Origin of the sequence: Kitasatospora fiedleri, from assembly GCF_948472415.1 — a bacterium.
GTDB classification, from domain to species: Bacteria; Actinomycetota; Actinomycetes; order Streptomycetales; family Streptomycetaceae; genus Kitasatospora; species Kitasatospora fiedleri.
Window position 1 is genome coordinate 1,288,792 of record NZ_OX419519.1, and the last position, 19,225, is coordinate 1,308,016.

15 protein-coding genes and 4 pseudogenes are annotated in these 19,225 nt (G+C 74.7%); 5 read left to right on the forward strand and 14 right to left on the reverse strand.

What is annotated here, in order from left to right; translation table 11 throughout:
• Positions 1-184 precede the first annotated feature (184 nt).
• Positions 185-1,039, forward strand: a complete 855-nt coding sequence (locus QMQ26_RS06280) for an SCO6745 family protein (RefSeq protein ID WP_100835231.1) — start codon at positions 185-187, stop codon at positions 1,037-1,039.
• A gap of 112 nt (positions 1,040-1,151) precedes the next feature.
• Here the strand turns inward: QMQ26_RS06280 and QMQ26_RS06285 are convergent, their stop codons facing one another.
• On the reverse strand, positions 1,152-1,778 hold the full coding sequence (locus QMQ26_RS06285; protein WP_282205052.1) for a C39 family peptidase: 627 nt from the start codon (positions 1,776-1,778) through the stop codon (positions 1,152-1,154).
• A 244-nt stretch (positions 1,779-2,022) separates the two neighbouring features.
• On the opposite strand from QMQ26_RS06285, the gene QMQ26_RS06290 reads away from it, so the two are divergent.
• Together QMQ26_RS06290 and QMQ26_RS06295 are read left to right on the forward strand one after the other, a co-directional pair.
• Positions 2,023-2,553, forward strand: a complete 531-nt coding sequence (locus QMQ26_RS06290) for a GNAT family N-acetyltransferase (protein ID WP_282205053.1) — start codon at positions 2,023-2,025, stop codon at positions 2,551-2,553.
• Positions 2,550-3,272: a leucine-rich repeat domain-containing protein gene (locus tag QMQ26_RS06295; RefSeq protein ID WP_404814079.1), complete on the forward strand. Its 723-nt coding sequence runs from the start codon at positions 2,550-2,552 to the stop codon at positions 3,270-3,272. The genes QMQ26_RS06290 and QMQ26_RS06295 overlap by 4 nt, the downstream gene beginning before the upstream one ends.
• Positions 3,273-3,384: 112 nt before the next feature.
• Here QMQ26_RS06295 and QMQ26_RS06300 read toward each other — a convergent pair whose 3' ends face one another.
• Both QMQ26_RS06300 and QMQ26_RS38165 read right to left on the reverse strand, forming a co-directional pair.
• Complete coding sequence (locus QMQ26_RS06300) at positions 3,385-4,356, reverse strand: aldo/keto reductase (RefSeq protein ID WP_282205054.1); 972 nt, start codon at positions 4,354-4,356, stop codon at positions 3,385-3,387.
• Positions 4,357-4,528: 172 nt separating this feature from the next.
• Positions 4,529-5,337, reverse strand: a pseudogene (locus QMQ26_RS38165) (SDR family NAD(P)-dependent oxidoreductase).
• Between the two features lie 102 nt (positions 5,338-5,439).
• On the opposite strand from QMQ26_RS38165, the pseudogene QMQ26_RS06315 reads away from it, so the two are divergent.
• Positions 5,440-6,269, forward strand: a pseudogene (locus QMQ26_RS06315) (helix-turn-helix transcriptional regulator).
• A gap of 53 nt (positions 6,270-6,322) precedes the next feature.
• Here the strand turns inward: QMQ26_RS06315 and QMQ26_RS06320 are convergent.
• The 3 genes and pseudogenes from QMQ26_RS06320 to def form a co-directional block, all read right to left on the reverse strand.
• A pseudogene (locus QMQ26_RS06320) lies at positions 6,323-7,773 on the reverse strand (RsmB/NOP family class I SAM-dependent RNA methyltransferase).
• Between the two features lie 186 nt (positions 7,774-7,959).
• Positions 7,960-8,892, reverse strand: a complete 933-nt coding sequence (gene fmt / locus QMQ26_RS06325) for a methionyl-tRNA formyltransferase (RefSeq protein WP_100835237.1) — start codon at positions 8,890-8,892, stop codon at positions 7,960-7,962.
• A gap of 227 nt (positions 8,893-9,119) precedes the next feature.
• Positions 9,120-9,665 carry a peptide deformylase gene (gene def / locus QMQ26_RS06330; protein ID WP_100835238.1) on the reverse strand — a complete coding sequence of 182 codons (546 nt, stop codon included), beginning with the start codon at positions 9,663-9,665 and terminating at the stop codon, positions 9,120-9,122.
• Between the two features lie 216 nt (positions 9,666-9,881).
• On the opposite strand from def, the gene QMQ26_RS06335 reads away from it, so the two are divergent.
• Entirely contained in the window at positions 9,882-10,385 is a 504-nt protein-coding gene (locus QMQ26_RS06335; RefSeq protein WP_100835239.1) for a hypothetical protein, read from the forward strand.
• Positions 10,386-10,624: 239 nt separating this feature from the next.
• Here the strand turns inward: QMQ26_RS06335 and QMQ26_RS06340 are convergent.
• The 8 genes and pseudogenes from QMQ26_RS06340 to QMQ26_RS06375 form a co-directional block, all read right to left on the reverse strand.
• Positions 10,625-12,759: pseudogene (locus QMQ26_RS06340) on the reverse strand (primosomal protein N').
• 100 nt (positions 12,760-12,859) lie between these two features.
• The gene (gene metK / locus QMQ26_RS06345) at positions 12,860-14,071 is read right to left on the reverse strand and encodes a methionine adenosyltransferase (RefSeq protein ID WP_100835241.1); all 1,212 of its coding nucleotides are present in this window, start codon (positions 14,069-14,071) and stop codon (positions 12,860-12,862) included.
• Between the two features lie 246 nt (positions 14,072-14,317).
• Positions 14,318-15,544, reverse strand: a complete 1,227-nt coding sequence (coaBC, locus tag QMQ26_RS06350; RefSeq protein ID WP_282205057.1) for a bifunctional phosphopantothenoylcysteine decarboxylase/phosphopantothenate--cysteine ligase CoaBC — start codon at positions 15,542-15,544, stop codon at positions 14,318-14,320.
• A gap of 211 nt (positions 15,545-15,755) precedes the next feature.
• Positions 15,756-16,022: a DNA-directed RNA polymerase subunit omega gene (gene rpoZ, locus QMQ26_RS06355; RefSeq protein WP_100835243.1), complete on the reverse strand. Its 267-nt coding sequence runs from the start codon at positions 16,020-16,022 to the stop codon at positions 15,756-15,758.
• Between the two features lie 52 nt (positions 16,023-16,074).
• Positions 16,075-16,632 carry a guanylate kinase gene (gene gmk / locus QMQ26_RS06360; protein ID WP_282205058.1) on the reverse strand — a complete coding sequence of 186 codons (558 nt, stop codon included), beginning with the start codon at positions 16,630-16,632 and terminating at the stop codon, positions 16,075-16,077.
• Positions 16,633-16,680: 48 nt separating this feature from the next.
• Positions 16,681-17,007, reverse strand: a complete 327-nt coding sequence (gene mihF / locus QMQ26_RS06365) for an integration host factor, actinobacterial type (RefSeq protein ID WP_030459182.1) — start codon at positions 17,005-17,007, stop codon at positions 16,681-16,683.
• Between the two features lie 205 nt (positions 17,008-17,212).
• Positions 17,213-18,076 (reverse strand): orotidine-5'-phosphate decarboxylase, encoded by an 864-nt coding sequence (gene pyrF, locus QMQ26_RS06370; protein ID WP_100835244.1) that lies wholly within the window; start codon positions 18,074-18,076, stop codon positions 17,213-17,215.
• Between the two features lie 50 nt (positions 18,077-18,126).
• Positions 18,127-19,224 carry a quinone-dependent dihydroorotate dehydrogenase gene (locus tag QMQ26_RS06375; RefSeq protein ID WP_282205059.1) on the reverse strand — a complete coding sequence of 366 codons (1,098 nt, stop codon included), beginning with the start codon at positions 19,222-19,224 and terminating at the stop codon, positions 18,127-18,129.
• Position 19,225: the final 1 nt, after the last annotated feature.

Consider the following 19,225-nt stretch of genomic DNA (forward strand, 5'->3'; position numbering starts at 1 on the left):
GCCGGGCAGCGGATCGAGCAGGTGACCGGGCGGCAGAACCGTCTCGGAGCGCCCGCACGTCGCGGAGGCGCACCCCCGAAGTGTTCACACGGCCGAAACACTTCCCCTTCCCGGTGTCGGCCCGCTCTGGCAGGCTCCACAGCAGGCGGACCCAACGCTGCTCGCCCCTCACGAAAGGCGTCCGATGACCCAGGTCGTCCACCCCGCACGTGCTCTCTGGTGGCTGTTCGAACCCGTCCACGCCCTCACCTACTTCTCCCCCGAGGCCCGCGCCGCGTACGAAGCGGCGGGGCTGCGCGGCTACTGGCGCGGTTACTTCGGCGGCCGCTCGGCGCCGCTGGGCGCGGTGGACGCGGCGCCGGTGGTGGCCGCGTTCTTCAACTTCGCGCCGCAGATGGTCGAACGGGCGCTGCCGGAGGTGTGGACGCTGGCGAGCCCGGAGCAGGCGCTGGAGGCCCGGGTCGAGGGGGTGACGGGCGCGCTGCGGCGCGTCCTGGCGGACGTGAAGCCGGACCTGATCGACCGTTCGGTGGAACTGCTGGAACGCGCCGTCGAGGGCCTGGACTGTTGTGGGCGCGTGCTGGCCGCCGCGAACGCCGACCTCCCCCGCCCGGAGGGCCGCCTGGCCCGACTGTGGCAGGCCACCACCGTGCTGCGCGAGCACCGGGGCGACGGCCACGTCGCCGCCCTGGTCACCGAGGGCCTCGACGGCTGCGAGGCGCTGGTGGTCCGCTGCGCGCTGGACACCCGCCGCGAGACGCTCCAGCCGCACCGGGGGTGGAGCGACACCGAGTGGGACGAGGCCACCGCCCGGCTGACCGACCGCCACTGGCTGGCCCCGGACGGCTCGCTGACCCCCGAGGGCCGCCGCCGCCACCTCGCCCTGGAGGCCGCCACCGACCTGGCCGCCTCCCGGGTCTGGACGCACTTCCACCGCTCCGAGCTGGACGAACTCCTCAGCGCGCTGCGCCCGATCTCCGCCGCCTGCCGCGCCGACCTGCCCCCGACCACCCCGATCGGCCTGCCCAACGCGGCCTGACGCCGAGCGGGTCCCCACCCCGGCCACCCGGCCGGGGTTCAGCCGCACCGGACGTCGCCCGCCATCGGCCACTGGCCGTCCACCGGACCTGCCCCGGAGCCAGGCCGGCCGGTCAGTACGGGGGCGGTCCGAGGACGATGGCGCGGCCGGAGTAGAACCGCTCCAGGTCGCCCCAGGGGACGCGGGCGGCGCGCTGCGAACCGTCGGGGAAGCCGGACGGGTTGTGAATCCGCAGCGCCTCGTCGTCGGCGCCGACCGCGAGCACCAGGTGCCCGCCGGTGTGCGGCACTTCGGGGGCGAGGGTACGGATGCCGGGGTGGACGGAGAGCACCGGGAGCCGGCCCGCGGCGAGTTCGGCGGCGATCCGGTCGGCGGGCAGCGGGTCGACCGCCTCGGCGTGCAGGCCCCAGCGGGTGCGGGCGTACGCGGCGAACGGGGCGTGGATCAGACCGTCGAGCCGCCCGTCGGGGTGCCGGACGTACGCCCCGGCCCGTTGGCACTCCTCGGCGAGCGGGACGGCCGCCGGGGCGACGCCCCACCAGTGGTCGAGCGCCATCCGCAGGCAGGCCATCCCGCACAGCCGCCACGACCAGTACTCGTACTCGTCCTCGTCGGCGGCGCCGGAGCGCTCCCACAGCGGGTCGTCGGCGGCCCGCAGCGTGCCGTCCAGGATGTCGGGCACGAGTTCGGGCGACTCCCACTGGGAGTAGTAGGGGACCTGATGGCTGATCGGCTTCACCCGGTCATCCTGGCGCACTTTCGTCCCCGTCCCCCGGAGCGCCGTCCGCGACACCGGGAACCGCCACCCCACCGGCAGCGGGAGGAACCGCGCCGCGCGGCCCGGCGCACGCGGTGGCCGCCGCCCGTCCGCGTGATCGCCCGCCCGCCGTTTCCGCAGTATCGTCCGTGCTCGCACCCGCGCCCCGCGCGCACCCGCCTCCAACCGCCCCGCCCACCCCACCCGCCCCCCGAACGGAACCGCCGTGGCCGAGATCCGCCCCGAACCCGTCGACTCCCCCGACGCCCGCCTGCTGCTGACCGAGTACCAGGCCGAGGTACGCCGCCGCTGGAGCGGACCCCCGCCCGCCGGAGCGCTGCCCGTCGAGGAGGCCCCGGCGGACCTCGAACTCACCGCGGCGCGCGGCGGCGTGTTCCTGCTCGCCCGGCTGGACGGCCGCCCGGCCGGCTGCGCGGGCGTCCGGACCCTGGCCGCCGACCCCGCCGACGCCGCCGACCCCGCCGTCTCCGGCACCCCCGCCGTCTCCGGTGCCCCCGGCAGCGCCGAGCTGAAACGGCTGTACGTCCGCCCGTCCGCCCGCGGGCACGGCCTGGGCCGCGCCCTGCTCGCCGCCGCCGAGGACGCCGCCCGCGCGCTGGGCCACACCCGGCTACGGCTGGACACCATGGCCGAATTCGCCGAGGCCCGCGCGCTGTACACGGCCGCCGGCTACGCGGACATCCCGCCGTACAACGCCAACCCGTACGCCGCGCACTGGCTGGAGAAGACCCTGTGACCGGGCCGGTGGTGAACCTGTGGCGGGCGGGCCTGAGCGCCGTACCGGACGGGGTGTGGGCCCGCACGGACGCCGAGGTGCTGATCCTCGCGGACAACGAGCTGACCGAACTCCCGGATACCATCGGCGAGTTCACCCGCCTGCGGACCCTCGACCTGGGGCACAACGCGCTCACCGCCGTCCCCGACCGGATCGGCGCCCTCACCGGCCTGTCCGGCTTCCTCTACCTGCACGACAACCGGCTCACCGCGCTGCCGGCCGCCCTCGGCCGGCTGCACCGGCTGCGCTACCTCAACGTCGGCGACAACCCGCTCACCGAACTCCCGGACAGCATCGGCGACTTGACCCATCTCCTCGAACTGCGCGCGCAGAGCTGCCGGTTGACCGCCCTCCCGGCGACCCTCGGCGCGCTGTCCCGGCTGCGCGAACTGCGCCTGCGCGGCAACCGCCTGACGGCGCTGCCCGCCGCGCTCTCCGGACTGCGCGAGCTGCGCTGCCTGGAACTGCGCGACAACCGGCTCACCACCCTGCCGCCCGCGCTGGCCGGACTCCCCCTGCTGCGCGAACTCGACCTGCGCGGCAACCCGTTGGCGCCGGTCCCGCCCTGGCTGGCCGAACTCCCCGCGCTGGAGAAGCTCGACCTGCGATGGACCCCGCACCCGCCCGCCGCGCACCTGGTCGACACCCTCGAACGGCGCGGCTGCGCCGTGTACTCCTGACCCGGCACGGACGGACGGGCGGGGGCGGCCCGACGGAGGACCCCTCCCCCGGACCGCCCCCGCCCGTCGACGACCGTCAGCCGACGACCGTCAGCCGTCGGCCGTCAGCGCCTCACCAGGCGTAGTGCTCCGGCGCGCTGCGGTAGCCGGGGAAGATCTCGTCCAGCCGCTCCAGCGCCTTGGCGTCCAGCCGGACCTCCAGCGAGCGCACCGCCGCGTCCAACTGCTCCTCGGTGCGGGGGCCGATGATCGGGGCGGTGACGGCCGGACGGCCGCGCAGCCAGGCCAGCGCGACGTCGCCGGGCTCGTGCCCGAGCTCCTGGCACAGGTCCTCGTACGCCTGGATCTGCTCGCGGTGCTCGTTCAGGGTGTCCTGGGCCCGGCCCTCGGCGCGGCGCACGCCCTCGCGCTCCTTGCGCAGCACGCCGCCGAGCAGGCCGCCGTGCAGCGGGGACCACGGGATCAGGCCGAGTCCGTAGTGCTGGGCGGCGGGGACGACCTCCAGCTCGACGCTGCGCTCGATCAGGTTGTACAGCGACTGCTCGCTGGTCAGGCCGAGGAAGTTGCGGGCCCTGGCGGTCTCCTGCGCCTGGGCGAGGTGCCAGCCGGCGAAGTTGGAGGAGCCGACGTAGATGATCTTGCCCTGGAGGGTGAGCACCTCCATCGCCTGCCAGACCTCGTCCCAGGGGGTGTCCCGGTCGACGTGGTGCATCTGGTAGAGGTCGATGTGGTCGGTCTGGAGGCGGCGCAGGCTGGCGTCCACGGCGCGGCGGATGTTGAGCGCGGAGAGCTTGCCCTCGTTGGGCCAGTCGCCCATGTCGCCGTACAGCTTGGTGGCGATCACGGTCTTCTCGCGCCGTCCGCCGCCCTTGGCGAACCAGTTCCCGATGATGCTCTCGGTGAGGCCCCTGTTCTCGCCCCAGCCGTAGACGTTGGCGGTGTCGAAGAAGTTGATGCCGTGCCCGTGCGCGGCGTCCATGATCCGGTGCGCGTCGGCCTCCACGGTGTGCGGGCCGAAGTTCATGGTGCCCAGGCAGAGCCGGGAGACGGACAGGCCGGTACGGCCGAGGTGGGTGTACTCCATGGCTTCCACCCTCCGCCGCACCGGCCGACTTGTCCAGTACCACCCGCCCGTCCAGTACCGGCCACGACCGGACACGACCGGCCCGCCCGCCTCGCCGCCCCCGTCGCGTCCGCCCCCGCACCCGACCCGCCGTCAGGAACCGTCCGCCCACGAGGGACCCCGGCCGTTGCGGCTACGCGGTGTAGCGGGTGGCGAGGGCCGGGGACTGGCCGCCGAAGGCGGCGAGGTCGGCGGTGAACACGTTCTGCAGCAGTTGGTAGTCCTCGACGCCGGGGGCGCTGACGGTCTCGCCGAGTTCCAGGCCGCGCAGGGCGCCGGTGACGAGGTCCTCGGCGCTCATCCGGGGGACGGCGCTCAGGTCCATGCCCTGGGAGGAGTGGAACTCGGTGGCCACCACGCCGGGGCAGACCACGGCGACGGTGACGCCGGAGTCCTCGACCTCGGCGGCCAGGGCCTGGGTCATGGCGACCAGGTAGGCCAGGGTCCCGGCGTAGACGGCGCGGCGGGGCATGACGCTCTTGTCGGCGGGCCCGGAGAAGGCGATCATGCCGGCGACGTTGAGGATGGTGCCCGTCCCGCGCCGCTGCATGGGCCCCACCGCGGCCCGCATCAGCTGGGTGGGGCCAGGACCTTGACGTTGACGAGTTCGCGGGCCTTGTCGGCGGGCAGGTCGGCCAGCGGCATGTAGTGGGAGACGCCGGCGTTGTTGACCAGCACGTCCAGCGGCTCGGCCGCGCAGATCGCCGCGAGGGCGTCGACGCCGTCCTCGGTGGAGAGGTCGGCGACGACGGTGCGGACCTCGACCTCGGGGTGCGCGGAGGCGAACGCCTCCAGGCGCTCCCGGCGGCGGCCGACGACGATCAGGTCGTAGCCGTCGGCGGCGAAGCGTTCGGCGAACGCCTTGCCGATGCCGGAGGTCGCGCCGGTGACGAGGGCGAGCTTGCCCGTGGCGGGTGTTTCCTTGCGTCGTGTCTCGCTCATGCCTCCAGCATGCGCGCCGACCGCCCCACCAGGGAGTAGACCCGCTTTCCTGGGACCATCGGTACCAGGAAGCACGAAGCTCCTTTTTGCCACAATGAGGGCATGCCCTCGACAGAACTCGGCGCGGCCCTGCACGCCTGGCGCGACCGCACCGCCCCCGAGCGGGCCGGTCTTCCCGCCGGTGGCCGCCGGCGCGCCCCCGGGCTGCGCCGCGAAGAGCTCTCCCAGCTGGCCGGGATCTCCGCCGACTACATCGTCCGGCTGGAACAGGGGCGCGCCCGCAACCCCTCACCCCAGGTCGTCGAGGCCCTCGCCCGCGCCCTGCGCCTGGAGAGCGGCGAACGCGAACACCTCTTCCGCCTCGCCGGACTCGCCGTGCCCGGCCCCGGCACGGTCCCCCGCCACCTGACCCCCGGCGTCCACCGCATGCTCGACCGCCTCACCACCACCCCGTCGCGGTCTACGACGCCACCTGGACCCTGCTCCTCGCCAACCCCCTCCACACCGCCCTGATGGGAGAGTGGACCGGCCCCGACCTGAACGCCGCCTGGCGCGCCTTCGTCACCTCCACCACCCGCGTGCGCCACACCCCCGAATCCAACGGCGCCCTCCAGCGGCTCCTCGCCGCCGACCTCCGCCGCACCAGCGCCCTCTACCCCCACGACGCCGCGCTCACCGAGCTGATCACCCGGCTGCGACGGCACAGCGCCCGCTTCGCCGAGCTCTGGGACACCGGCACCACCGCCGAGCACGAGTCGAGCCGCAAGACCGTCGACCACCCCGCCGTCGGCCCCCTCACCCTGGACTGCGACGTCCTCCACGTCGCCGGCAGCCGGCTGCGCATCATGGTCTACACCGCCGGGCCCGACACCGAGGACGCCGAACGCCTCGCCCTGCTCTCCGTGCTGGGAACCCAGACGCTCACCGGCTGACACCGCCGGGCGGCACCCGCCCCCGGCGGCGCCGCCCCGACCCCCGCCCGCCGTCAGGCGGTCCGCCGCAGCAGCGCCAGGTACATCGCGTCCGTCCCGTGCAGGTGCGGCCACAGCTGGACGTCCGGGCCGTCGCCCAGGTCGGGGACGCCGGGCAGCAGCGGGCGGGCGTCGATCCACTCCACGTCCTCCCGGCCGCGCAGCACGTCGTCGACCACCGCCCGGGTCTCCGCCAGGTGCGGGGAGCAGGTCGCGTAGCCGACCACGCCGCCGATCCGCGCCGCGTCCAGTGCCGAACGGAGCAACTCCCGCTGCAGCGGCCCGAATCCGGCGACGTCCTCGGGCGGCGCCGCCACCGCGCCTCCGGGCGGCGGCGCAGCGCGCCCAGGCCCGAGCACGGCACGTCGACCAGAACGCGGTCGAACGCGCCCCGCTCCCAGGCGCCCCGCGTCCCGTCCGCGGTGATGACGGCGTACGGGCCGGGGTTGCCGTCCAGCGCGCGGGCCACCAGCCGGGCGCGGTGCGGCTGCTTCTCGGAGGCGACCAGCGCCGCGCCGCGCTCCGCGGCGACCGCGCCGAGCAGCGCGGCCTTGCCGCCGGGGCCCGCGCAGCCGTCCAGCCAGAGCCGGTCGGGGCCGTCCAGCGGCGCGTTGGCGAGGGCGAGGGCGACCAGCTGGCTGCCCTCGTCCTGCACGCCGGCCCGGTTCTCCCGCACCGCGTCCACCCCGGCGGGGTCGCCGCCGTCGGTGAGCCGCAGCGCGTACGGCGACCAGCGGCCGTCCTCGACCTCGGGCAGCGCCGCGCGCAGTTCGGCGACCGAGGAGCGGCCGGGCCGGGCGACCAGGGTCACCTCGGGGCGGGCGTTGTCGGCCTCCAGCAGCCGCTCCATCGCCTGCCGCCCGCTCGCGTCCGGCTGCCAGCGGCCGAGCGCGTCCCAGAGCGAGGAGACCACCCAGCGCGGGTGGGAGTGGACGACGGCCAGGTGGTCCTCGGCGTCGTCCTCGTACGGCGGGGCGACCTGGGCGACCCAGCCCGCCAGGTCCTGGGCGCTGATCTTGCGCAGCACGGCGTTGACGAACTTGGCCCGGCCGTCGCCGAGGACCACCCGGGCCAGCTCGACGGTCGCGGAGACCGCCGCGTGGCTGGGGATCCGGGTGCCGAGCAGCTGGTGCGCGCCCAGCGACAGCACGTCCAGCACCGGCGGGTCGACCTCGCGCAGCGGGCGGTCCACGCAGGCGGCGATGACCGCGTCGTAGGTGCCCTGGCCGCGCAGCGTGCCGTACACCAGCTCGGTGGCGAGCGCGGCGTCGCGCCGCTCCATGCCCTTGCGCTCGGCCTCGCGCAGCAGCGACGGCAGGATCAGGTTGGCGTACGCGTCGCGCTCGTCGACGGCCCGCAGCGCCCGGAACGCGACGATCCGGGCGGGGTCCTTCTTGGGACGGCGGTGCGGACGGGGGGCGCGCTTCGCGCCGGCGGGGTGCTCACAACGGGTGCCTCGAAACAAAGGTGCTGCGGATCAGGTCCGACCCACCGAGGGGTCTCGCCCCAAGTCTAGGCCGAACCCGCCGTCCGCCCCCGCTCCCGCCGCCCGGCCCCGCTCCCGCACCCGCACCCGCACCCGCACCCGCCATCCGGTCCCGCCCCGCACCCGCACCCGCACCCGCACCCGCACCCGTACGGTCGGCGGCCCTCAGCCCTCGAAGCGCTCCCCGGTCTCGATCCGGGCACCGCGCGCCCAGTCCGCGGCCGGCATCGCCTTCTTGCCCTGCGGACGGACCTCGCCGAGCTCCACCTCGTGGCTGCCGGTGCCGACCCGGACGCTGTTCTTGGCCACCGCCAGCTCGCCCGGCGCCAGCGCGCTCTCGCCCGGCAGCAGGCGCACCGGGCCGGTCAGCTTGAGCCGCTCGCCGCGGAAGGTGGTCCAGGCGCCGGGCGCGGGCGCGCAGCCGCGCACCACCCGGTCGACCCGCAGCGCGGGGTGGGTCCACTCGATCCGGGCGTCCTCGACGGTGAGCTTGGGCGCCAGCGAGACCCCGGCGAGCGGCTGCGGCTCGGGCCGGGCCTGCCCGTCCTCGATCGCGTCCATGGTGCGCACCAGCAGCTCGGCGCCCGCGCGGGAGAGCCGGCCGAGCAGGTCGCCGCTGGTGTCGGTGGGCTTGACCGTCTCGGTCAGGACGCCGAACACCGGCCCGGAGTCCAGGCCCTCCTCGATCAGGAAGGTGGACGCGCCGGTCACCTCGTCGCCCGCCAGCACCGCGTGCTGCACGGGCGCGGCGCCGCGCCACGCGGGCAGCAGCGAGAAGTGCAGGTTCACCCAGCCGTGCACCGGGATCTCCAGCGCGCCGGGCCGGATCAGCGCGCCGTACGCCACCACCGGGCAGCAGTCGGGGGCGAGTTCGGCCAGCCGGGCCAGGAACTCCGGCTCGCTCGGCCGGACCGGCTTGAGCACCTCGATGCCCGCCTCCTCGGCGCGCTGCGCGACGGGGCTGGCCACCAACTTGCGCCCGCGCCCGGCCGGCGCGTCGGGGCGGGTCACCACGGCGACCACCTCGTGCCGGGAAGCCAGCAGGGCGTCCAGGGCGGGAACGGCGACCTCGGGGGTGCCGGCGAAGACGAGACGCACGGGCGGGGGCCTTTCACTGGGATCACGGGGATCACCGGGATCACGGGGATCGCCGGAATCACTGGGGTCACTGGGGTCACTGGAATGCGAACGGTCGGAACATCGGATAGCCGGAGAAATGCCCGCCGGGCGGCCCGCCGTTCCGGGCACCGCTTCTCCGCCCGGCGTCGGGCGGCGTCCGCGCACGGTCGGCGGACGAACCGTCGGGCGGACCGTCGGGCGGACCGTCAGCGGATCGGGCCGAAGGTGGAGTGCGGCGAGATCCGCACCGTCGGCGCGGGGCCGCCGCCCCAGTCCGTCTCCCGGATCGCCTTCATGGCGGCCTTCCGGGCCTCCCGGTCCAGCCGGTCGATGAAGATGATCCCGTCCAGGTGGTCGGTCTCGTGCTGGATGCACCGCGCCATCAGCTGGGTGCCCTCCACCGTCACCGGGTCCCCGTACATGTTGACGCCCCGGGCCACCACCCCGTACGCCCGCTTGGTGTCGAACCGCAGGCCGGGCAGCGACAGGCACCCCTCGGGGCCGTCCTGCTCCTCCTCGCTGAGCGACAGGTCCGGGTTGATCAGGTGGCCCACCACGCCGTCCACGTGGTACGTGAACACCCGCAGCGAGACGCCCAGTTGCGGCGCCGCCAGCCCGGCCCCGGGAGCCTCCAGCATGGTGTCGGTGAGGTCCTTCACCAGTTTCCGCAGCTCCTTGTCGAAGACGGTCACCTGCTTCGCGGTGGCCCGCAGCACCGGGTCCCCGAAGATCCGGATCGGCTGAACTGCCAAGACTGCGACTCCCTCTGCACCGACAGGACCGCCCGGAAAGGACGGCCTCCGGGAAGTCTATGCAATCCCCCGCGACGCTTCGGAGCGGCCACTGGCATATCCCGAGTCGCAGTCCGCGCGTGACCCAACGTCCCGCCGTGCGTTGGTCAATGCGAATTGACCGGGACGCGCGAGCGCCCCGAGCACGCGACCCGACCGAGAGGTGGCAACGAGGCCATGGCCGAGCAGATCAACCACGACGCCCGGGCCCGGGCGTCCCTGCACCTGCTGGTGCGGGACATCGAGCGGGTCCGCCGCCAGGTCGACGCCCTGCGCACGCTCACCGCCCAGCTGGGCAACGTCTACCGGCCCCGCCGCCCCAGCACGTCCGCCGGATTCGTGGTCTACGGCCGCGCCCCGGCCCCGACGGTCCGGCTCGCCCAGGAACTGCGCGAGAGCGTCGAGACCCTGGTCGCCGCCGCCGTCGAGTTCGACCGCGCCCTCGGCTTCTCCTGGGACTCCGTCGGCTCCGCCCTCGGCGTCACCAAGCAGGCCGTCCACCGCCGCTACGGCATGCGCCGCCCCACCGGCGAACTCCTCCCCACACCGCGCGACACCGAGACCCCCACCGCCCCGCCGCCCATCGCCACCACCGCGGCCGAACACGCCGCCGCCGCGGCCCGCCCCCCGATCCCGCAGGCCCGCCAGGCCAGCCCCCTGATGCCCCAGCGCACCCGCTGACGCCCCGGGCAGACCCGGAGAACGCAGGCGAAACCGGAACGCGCGAAACCAGGGGCGCGGGGAACTGCGCGGCCGACCGAGCACGCACAGCCAGATCGCGACGCAGGACGAGAACGTGCACCGCCCCGCGACCTCGCTGACGCGCGACTCCCGCCGCGCGCGGTTCCCCGCGCCCCCGTTTCCGCACCGCCCCGCCGACGCCCACCAGCCCTCCCGCGAGCCGCCCGGCGCAGCGGGTCTCAGCCGATGTCCGTCGGGTCCACCCGAATCCGCACCGTCTCCGCCCCCCGCAGCGCCAGCCGCGCGATCTGCGCCGCCTTCAGCGCGGACGCCAGCGCGGCCCCCTGCCCCGGCGCGACCCGCACCAACGCGCGCTCCACGCCCTCCTCCCGCGCTCCCCCGGAACCCCCGGGACCCCCGAGCCCCCCGGAACCCCCCGAACCCCCGTACGCCGGAACCGACACCGACACCGGCACCGGCCCCAGCACGTCCGCACCCGCCGGGAGCCGCAGCAGCCCCAGCAGGTCCGCGACCGCCCGGGCCGGCCCCGCCACCGAGGCCATCCGCGAGACCGGCGGGAACCTGAGCTCCTCCCGCTCGTCGAGTTCCGTCCCGGCGTGCCCGGCCGGGTCCCACCGCACCAGCGCCTGCACCGCCCGCGCCGCCGGCTCCGCGACGACCACGACGGTGCCGCCCTCCCCCGCCGGGCGGACCAGCGCGGCGGCCGTCAGCCAGCGCCGCACCGCCTCCTCGCCGGCCCGCAGGTCGGGCCGGTTGAGCAGGGCCCAGCCGTCCAGCAGCAGCGCCGCCGCGTACCCGGGCCCGTCCGCCACCGGCTCCGCGCCGGGCGTGGCCAGCACCAGCGCGGGCGTGTCCGGCACCGTCGCCAGCACCGCGTCCCGCCCGGACGTCCGCACCGGGATGCGCGGAACGCCTTGCCCAGTTCCTCCGCGGTGCGCCGCACGCCCACCACCGCGGCCCGCAGCCGGAACGACCCGCACTCGACGCAGTGCCAGTCCCGCTCCTCCGTCCCGCACCAGGCGCAGACCAGCGCGGCGTCCGCCGCCGGCGACTGCAGCGGCCCGCCGCAGGCCCGGCAGCGGGCCGTCTCCCGGCAGTTCCCGCAGACCAGCCGGGGCGCGTAGCCCCGCCGCGGCACCTGGACCAGCACCGGTCCCCGGGCCAGCGCCTCCCGGGCGGTCTCCCAGGCCACCGAGGGCAGCCGGGCCGCCTGGGCCGCCCCATCCCGGGCCTGGTCGTGCTCGGTGACCGTGCGCACCCGGGGCGCGGTCCGCCGGACCGTCTCCCGGGCGGCGGCCAGCGGCCGGGCCCAGCCGGAGCGCAGCAGCTGCGCGGCCTCGACCGTCATCGACACGCCGCCCAGCAGCACCGCCGCGCCCTCCTCGGCGGCCCGCAGCAGCGCCACCTCCCGCACGTGCGGGTACGGCGCGTTGGGGTCGCTGTGGCTGCTGTCGCCGTCCGACCAGACCACCACCAGCCCGAGGTCGTGCACCGGCGCGAACACCGTCGCCCGGGTGCCGATCGCGGCCCGCACCGAGCCCCGGCTGACCGACAGCCAGCGCCGGTAGCGCTCCTGCGGGCCGGCCTCGGCGGCCAGCACCGCGTGCCGCCCCTCGCCGAGCAGCGCCCGCAGCGCCGCGTCCACCCGGGCCACCGCGCGCCCGTCCGGCAGCACCACCAGCGCGCCGCGCCCGGCGGCCAGGGTCGCGGCGACTGCCCGGGCGATCTCGGCCGGCCACTCGGGGCCGGGCAGCGCCGTCCAGACCGCGCGCGGGGCGTGCCCGCCCGCCAGCGAACCGAGGAACTCGGGCCCGTGCACGTACCGCTCCCAGCTCCCGGCCGGGGGCGCGTCCGGCGGCGGCAGCGGACGCGGTGACGGCTCGCCCTCGGCCCCGGCATGCCGGGGCGGGATCGCCAGTTGCAGCACGTCCGCCAGCGTCCCGGCGTAGCGGTCGGCGACGGCCCGGCACAGCCGCAGCAGCTGCGGCGTCAGCACCTGCTCGGGCGACAGGACGCGGGCCAGCGGCGCCAGCGGGCCCGCGTAGTCGGAGTCGTCCCGGCGCTCGACCACGAACCCGTCGTGCAGTGCCCCGCCCTCGCGCCGCCCGTGCGCGCCGACCCGGCCGCCGAACCGCACCCGGACCCGGACGCCCGGCCGGGCGTCCTCGGACATCGCCTCGGGCACCGCGTAGTCGAAGTACTGGTCCAGGCTCAGCACGCCCTTGTCGACCAGCACCCGCGCCACCGGCTGCCGCTCGGCGGGCACCACGCCGCGCGCGGCCCGCGGCTTCGCCCGGCGCACCGTCTCCCGGATGAACGCCAGCTGCTCCCCGGGGCCGTCCGCGCTGCTCACGCCCCCAACCTAGCGGAACCCGCCGACAACACCGGCGGCACGACGCAGCCGCCCGCCGGGGGTCGGAACCCCCGGACGGACGGCTGCGGACGGAGCGGACTCAGCTGGTGGCGGCGGCCTTCAGCGCGTCGACGCGGTCGGTGCGCTCCCAGGTGAAGTCCGGCAGCTCACGGCCGAAGTGGCCGTAGGCGGCGGTCTGCTGGTAGATCGGGCGCAGCAGGTCCAGGTCGCGGATGATGGCGGCCGGACGCAGGTCGAAGACCTTGGTGACGGCTTCCTGGATCTTGGTGACCGGGACGCTCTCGGTGCCGAAGGTCTCCACGAACAGGCCCACCGGCTCGGCCTTGCCGATCGCGTAGGCGACCTGGACCTCGGCCCGGCGGGCCAGGCCCGCCGCGACGATGTTCTTCGCCACCCAGCGCATCGCGTACGCCGCCGAACGGTCCACCTTGGACGGGTCCTTGCCCGAGAAGGCGCCGCCGCCGTGGCGGGCCATGCCGCCGTACGTGTCGATGATGATCTTGCGGCCGGTCAGGCCCGCGTCGCCCATCGGCCCGCCGATCTCGAACCGCCCGGTGGGGTTGACCAGCAGCCGGTAGCCCTCGGTGACCAGCTTGATGCCCTGCTCGGCCAGCGCCTTCAGCTCCGGCTCCACCACGAACTCCCGGATGTCCGGGGTGAGCAGCGAGTCCAGGTCGATGTCGCTGGCGTGCTGCGAGGACACCACCACGGTGTCCAGCCGCACCGCCCGGTCGCCGTCGTACTCGATGGTGACCTGGGTCTTGCCGTCGGGCCGCAGGTACGGGATCGTCCCGTTCTTGCGGACCTCGCTCAACCGCCGCGACAGCCGGTGCGCCAGCGTGATCGGCAGCGGCATCAGCTCCGGCGTGTCGTCGCACGCGTAACCGAACATCAGGCCCTGGTCGCCCGCGCCCTGTCGGTCCAGCTCGTCCTCGACGTCGCCTTCGACCCGGTGCTCGTGCGCGGTGTCCACACCCTGCGCGATGTCCGGCGACTGCGCGCCGATCGACACCGACACACCGCACGAGGCCCCGTCGAAGCCCTTCTTCGACGAGTCGTAGCCGATCTCCAGGATCTTCTCCCGGACCAGCTGCGCGATCGGCGCGTACGCCTTCGTGGTCACCTCGCCGGCGATGTGCACCAGACCCGTGGTGATCAGGGTCTCCACGGCCACGCGCGAGGTCGGGTCGTCCTTCAGGAGGGCGTCCAGGATGGTGTCGCTGATCTGGTCAGCGATCTTGTCGGGGTGTCCCTCGGTCACGGACTCCGAGGTGAACAGGCGGCGAGACACAGCGCTCCCTGGGGTTGCAGCGGCTGCTGACTGAATGCGCTCGGAAGTCCCGAGGCATCCGGAAAGACTTGATTCCTGGAGTGGAGTGTAACGGTCGGCTACCGATCGCGGGGCACTCCTGACGAAGCTCCGTCGTGTCCGGGACACGGATCACACCGGTGGATCTTCGCCGGTCAGGACGGGTCGCGGCCGAACCGGCGGCTCCGCAAGATCCAACTACCGGGACAACTCGGGGCGTTGCGTCGGTTAACGCTCCGCCTCGGCGCCGTCGCGGGGCAGCCGGGCGGCGACCCGGTCCCAGATCGCGTCCGCCAGGATCTCCTTCGGCCCGTCCGCGATGTGGACTTCCGAGCCGTCCGCGCCGAGCAGCACGGCGCTGTTGGTGTCCTGTCCGAACGCCTTGCCGTCGCCGACCTCGTTGACCACCAGCAGGTCGCAGCCCTTGCGGGCGAGCTTGGCCCGGCCGTTGGCCAGCACGTCGTCGGTCTCGGCGGCGAAGCCGACCACCAGCTGCCCCGGGCGGGGGCGGTCGGCGGCGACCTCGGCCAGCACGTCGGGGTTGCGGACCAGCACGATCGGCGCGGGCTCGACCCCGTCCACCTTCTTGATCTTGCCGCTGGCGTACTCGGCGGGCCGGAAGTCGGCCACCGCGGCGGCCATCACCACCGCGTCGGCGTCCCCGGCGGCCTTCAGCACCGCCTCGCGCAACTGCAGCGCGGTGCCGACCCGGACCACGTCCACCCCGGCCGGGTCGGGCAGCGCGGTGTTCGCGGCCACCAGGGTGACCCGGGCCCCGCGGGCCACCGCGGTGGCGGCCAGCGCGTAGCCCTGCTTGCCGGAGGAGCGGTTGCCGAGGAAGCGCACGGGGTCGAGCGGCTCGCGGGTGCCGCCCGCCGAGACCACCACGTGACGGCCGGTCAGGTCGCGCTCCAGCGGGCCGCGCTCCAGCAGTCGGCGGCAGACGGCGAAGATCTCGGCCGGGTCGGGCAGCCGGCCCTTGCCGGTGTCGACGCCGGTGAGCCGGCCCACGGCCGGCTCGATGACGACCGCGCCGCGCCGCCGCAGCGTGGCGACGTTCTCCCGGGTGGCGGGGTGCTCCCACATCTCGGTGTGCATGGCGGGCGCGAACACCACCGGGCAGCGGGCGGTCAGCAGGGTGTTGGTCAGCAGGTCGTCGGCCAGGCCGTGGGCGGCCTTCGCCAGCAGGTCCGCGGTGGCCGGGGCGACCACCACCAGGTCCGCCCGCTGCCCGATCCGCACGTGCGGGACCTCGTGCACCCGCTCCCAGGTCTCGGTCGCCGCCGGCCGCCCGGACAGCGCCGCCCAGGTCGCCTCCCCGACGAAGTGCAGCGCCGCCGCGGTCGGCACCACCGTCACCTCGTGCCCGGACTCGCTGAACCTCCGCAGCAGCTCACAGGCCTTGTAGGCGGCGATCCCGCCGCTCACGCCGAGGACCACACGGGACGCGTTCATGACGGTCGGCTCTCCTTGCTGCGACGCTGCGACGGGCTCGCGCCCACCTTACGGCCCCTCAGCGCGCGGCTGCGACGTGTCACCGCGCACACCCCCGCACACCCCCGCGGCCCGACGACCCGGCGACCCGACGTCCCGGCGACCCCGGGAACGGCGGAGGGCCCGCCCGACGCGCGGTGGCGTCGGACGGGCCCTCCGGGGAGCGCGGGGCTCAGGCGCCCTCGATCGCCTCGGCGGTGAGCAGGCCGGCGTTGATCTCGCGCAGCGCGATCGACAGCGGCTTCTCGTGCACGTGGGTGTCGACCAGCGGGCCGACGTACTCCAGCAGGCCCTCGCCCAGCTGGGAGTAGTACGCGTTGATCTGGCGGGCCCGCTTGGCCGCGTAGATCACCAGGCTGTACTTGGAGTCGGTGGCCTCGAGCAGCTCGTCGATCGGCGGGTTGATGATGCCCTCGGGCGCGGTCATCGAAGAGGACACGCTGAACCTTCCGAAGTGGTTTTGTCAGACCGGCTGGGTGCAGCCGATCCGGTCAGGCTACACCGAGCAAGGCTAGCAGTTCGGCCGCTACCTGCTCGACGGAGGTGTTGACAAGGGTCGTGTCGAACTCCGCCTCGGCCGCCAGCTCGACCTTCGCCACCGCGAGCCGCTCGTCGATCACGTCCTTCGGCTCGGTGCCCCGGCCGGTGAGCCGGCGGACCAGCTCCTCCCAGCTCGGCGGGGCCAGGAAGACCAGCTGCGCCTCGGGCATCGACTCCTTGACCTGCCGGGCGCCCTGGAGGTCGATCTCCAGCAGCACCGGCTCGCCCTTGTCGAGCTTGTCGAGCACCGCCTGGCGCGGCGTCCCGTACCGGTTCCCGGCGAAGACCGCCCACTCCAGCAGCTCGCCGTTGGCCACCAGCTTGTCGAACTGCTCGTGGTCGACGAAGTGGTACTGCACGCCGTCGCGCTCACCGGGGCGCGGGTGCCGGGTCGTCGCCGACACCGACAGCCAGACCTCGGGGAACTGCTTCCTCATATGAGCGACGACCGTGCTCTTGCCGACCCCGGAGGGGCCGGAGAGCACGGTCAGCCGCGGACGCTCACTCATGCACCGATTATCCCGGATCGCGGAGGTTCCGCCGACACCGGCCTCCGGTCAGGAGGCGGCGCCGCCGAACTCGCGCTCCAGGGAAGCGATCTGGTTCGTACCGAGGCCGCGCACGCGACGGCTCTCGGAGATGCCCAGGCGCTCCATGATCTGCTTGGCGCGCACCTTGCCGACGCCCGGCAGGGACTCCAGCAGGGCGGAGACCTTCATCTTGCCGATGACCTCGTCGTCGGACTTGCCGGCCTTGATGACGTCGTGCAGCGAGGCGCCCGAGTGCTTCAGCCGGTTCTTGACGTCGGCACGCTTCCGGCGAGCCTCGGCGGCCTTGGCGAGCGCGGCGGTGCGCTGTTCGGGAGTAAGGGGCGGAAGAGCCACGCCGTTCACCTCAGGTGTGGATGGAAGGGATGAGCCATGACTTGGTGGTGCCCGGACGCCACAGGCTCTGACCTGCGGAGGTGGCCGTGACCACCGCCAACTGGCGTCCTACCGCCGGACACTACCCAACTTGGGCCGCCGCGTCAGGAAAAGAACACGAAAAGTCCAGGTCAGCAGGGGCCGACCTGGGAGTTTTCCGGTCAAATCAACCGAGTTGGCGGCCGATTGCCCAGGCGTTTGTGACGCCCCTCACATCGTCGACGAACACCTGCGCGGCCTGCCGGAGCGCCGCCACCGACGGTCCGTGCCTGAGCACGTCCCGGCTGACCGAGGGCACCACGTTGCGCACCTGGTCGCCGAAGACCCGCGGCAGGTCGGCCGCGGTGGCGCCCTGCGCGCCCACCCCGGGGGCCAGCAGCGGGCCGTTGATCGCCAGGTCCACCCCGGCGTCCGCGAGGGTCGCGCCGACCACCGCGCCGAACGACCCGAGCGGCTCGGCGCCCGCGTTCTCCGCCGCCAGCCGGTCCAGCACCGCCTGCGCCACGCTCCGCCCGTCCGCGCCGACCGCGCGCTGCACCTCGTGCCCCTCCGGGTTGGAGGTCAGCGCCAGCGCGAATAGGCCGCAGCCGTTGGCGTGCGCCAGGTCCACGGCCGGCTGGAGCGAGCCGAAGCCCAGGTAGGGGCTGACGGTGAGCGCGTCGGAGAACAGCGGGCTGTCCGGCGCCAGGAAGGTCTCGGCGTACGCGGCCATGGTCGAGCCGATGTCGCCGCGCTTGGCGTCCATCAGCACCAGCGCCCCGGCCGCCCGGGCCTCGGCCACCGCGCGCTCCAGCACGGCGATGCCGCGGCTGCCGAAGCGCTCGAAGAACGCGGACTGCGGCTTGAGCACCGCGACCCGGTCGGCCAGCGCCTCGACCACCGTGCGGGAGAAGGTCTCCAGCCCGGCCAGGTCGTCGTTCAGGCCCCAGGCGGTGAGCAGCGAGGCGTGCGGGTCGATGCCGACGCAGAGCTGGCCCCGGGTGTCGAGGGCGGCGCGCAGGCGGGTGCCGAAGGGCGTGGTGTCAGTCATCGCGGTCTCTCGTCGTCGTGGTCGTGGTGGTGCTGCCGGCGGGGCGGGCCTCAGCGGTTGCCCCGGCCGACCGCCTCGCCGATGGTGGCGTACCCGGCGGCGCGCAGCCGGGCCGACAGGCCCTTGTGCACCTTGCGCATCCAGAACGGGCCCTGGTAGATGAACGCGGAGTAGCCCTGGACCAGGTCGGCGCCGGCCAGGATGCGCTGCCAGGCGTCCTCGGCGGTCTCGATGCCGCCGACCGAGACGAGGGCGAGCCGGCCGTCGGTGCGCTTGCGCAGCCGTTCCAGCACCTCCAGCGAGCGCTCCTTGAGCGGGGCGCCGGAGAGGCCGCCCGTGCCGATCTCGGCGACCCGCTCGGCGGGGGTGCGCAGGCCCTCGCGGCCGATGGTGGTGTTGGTGGCGATGATGCCGTCCAGGCCGAGGTGCAGGGCCATGTCGGCGATCTCGTCGATGTCCTCGTCGGCCAGGTCGGGGGCGATCTTCACCAGCAGCGGCACGTGGTGGCGGGTGACCTCGTCGACGGCCTTGCGGACGTCCCACAGCAGCGGCCCGAGCACCTGGACGGCCTGGAGGTTGCGCAGCCCGGGGGTGTTGGGCGAGGAGACGTTGACGACCAGGTAGTCGGCGTAGGGGGCGAGCGCCCGGGCGCTCTTCAGGTAGTCGGCCGTCGCCTCGTCCTCCGGCACGGCCTTGGTCTTGCCGATGTTGACGCCGATGACGGGGGTGCTGGTGGTGTGCGGGCGGGCGGCGAGGCGGGCGGCGACCCGGGCCGAGCCCTGGTTGTTGAAGCCCATCCGGTTGATCAGCGCCCGGTCCTCGACCAGGCGGAACAGCCGGGGCGCCGGGTTGCCGGGCTGCGGCTCGCCGGTGACGGTGCCGATCTCGACGAAGTCGAAGCCGAGCATGGCCAGGCCGTCGATGCCGATGCCGTCCTTGTCGAAGCCCGCGCCGAGGCCGAACGGGCCGGGCAGGTCGAGGCCGAGCGCGGTGGTGCGCAGCCGGGGGTCGCGCGGGGCGAGCAGGGCCCGCACCAGCGTGCGCAGGCCGGGCACCGAGCGGGCCAGCCGAATCCAGAAGAAGGCCAGGTGGTGGGCCTTCTCCGGGTCCATCTTCTTGAACAGCAGGTGGAACAGGAGCTTGTACATC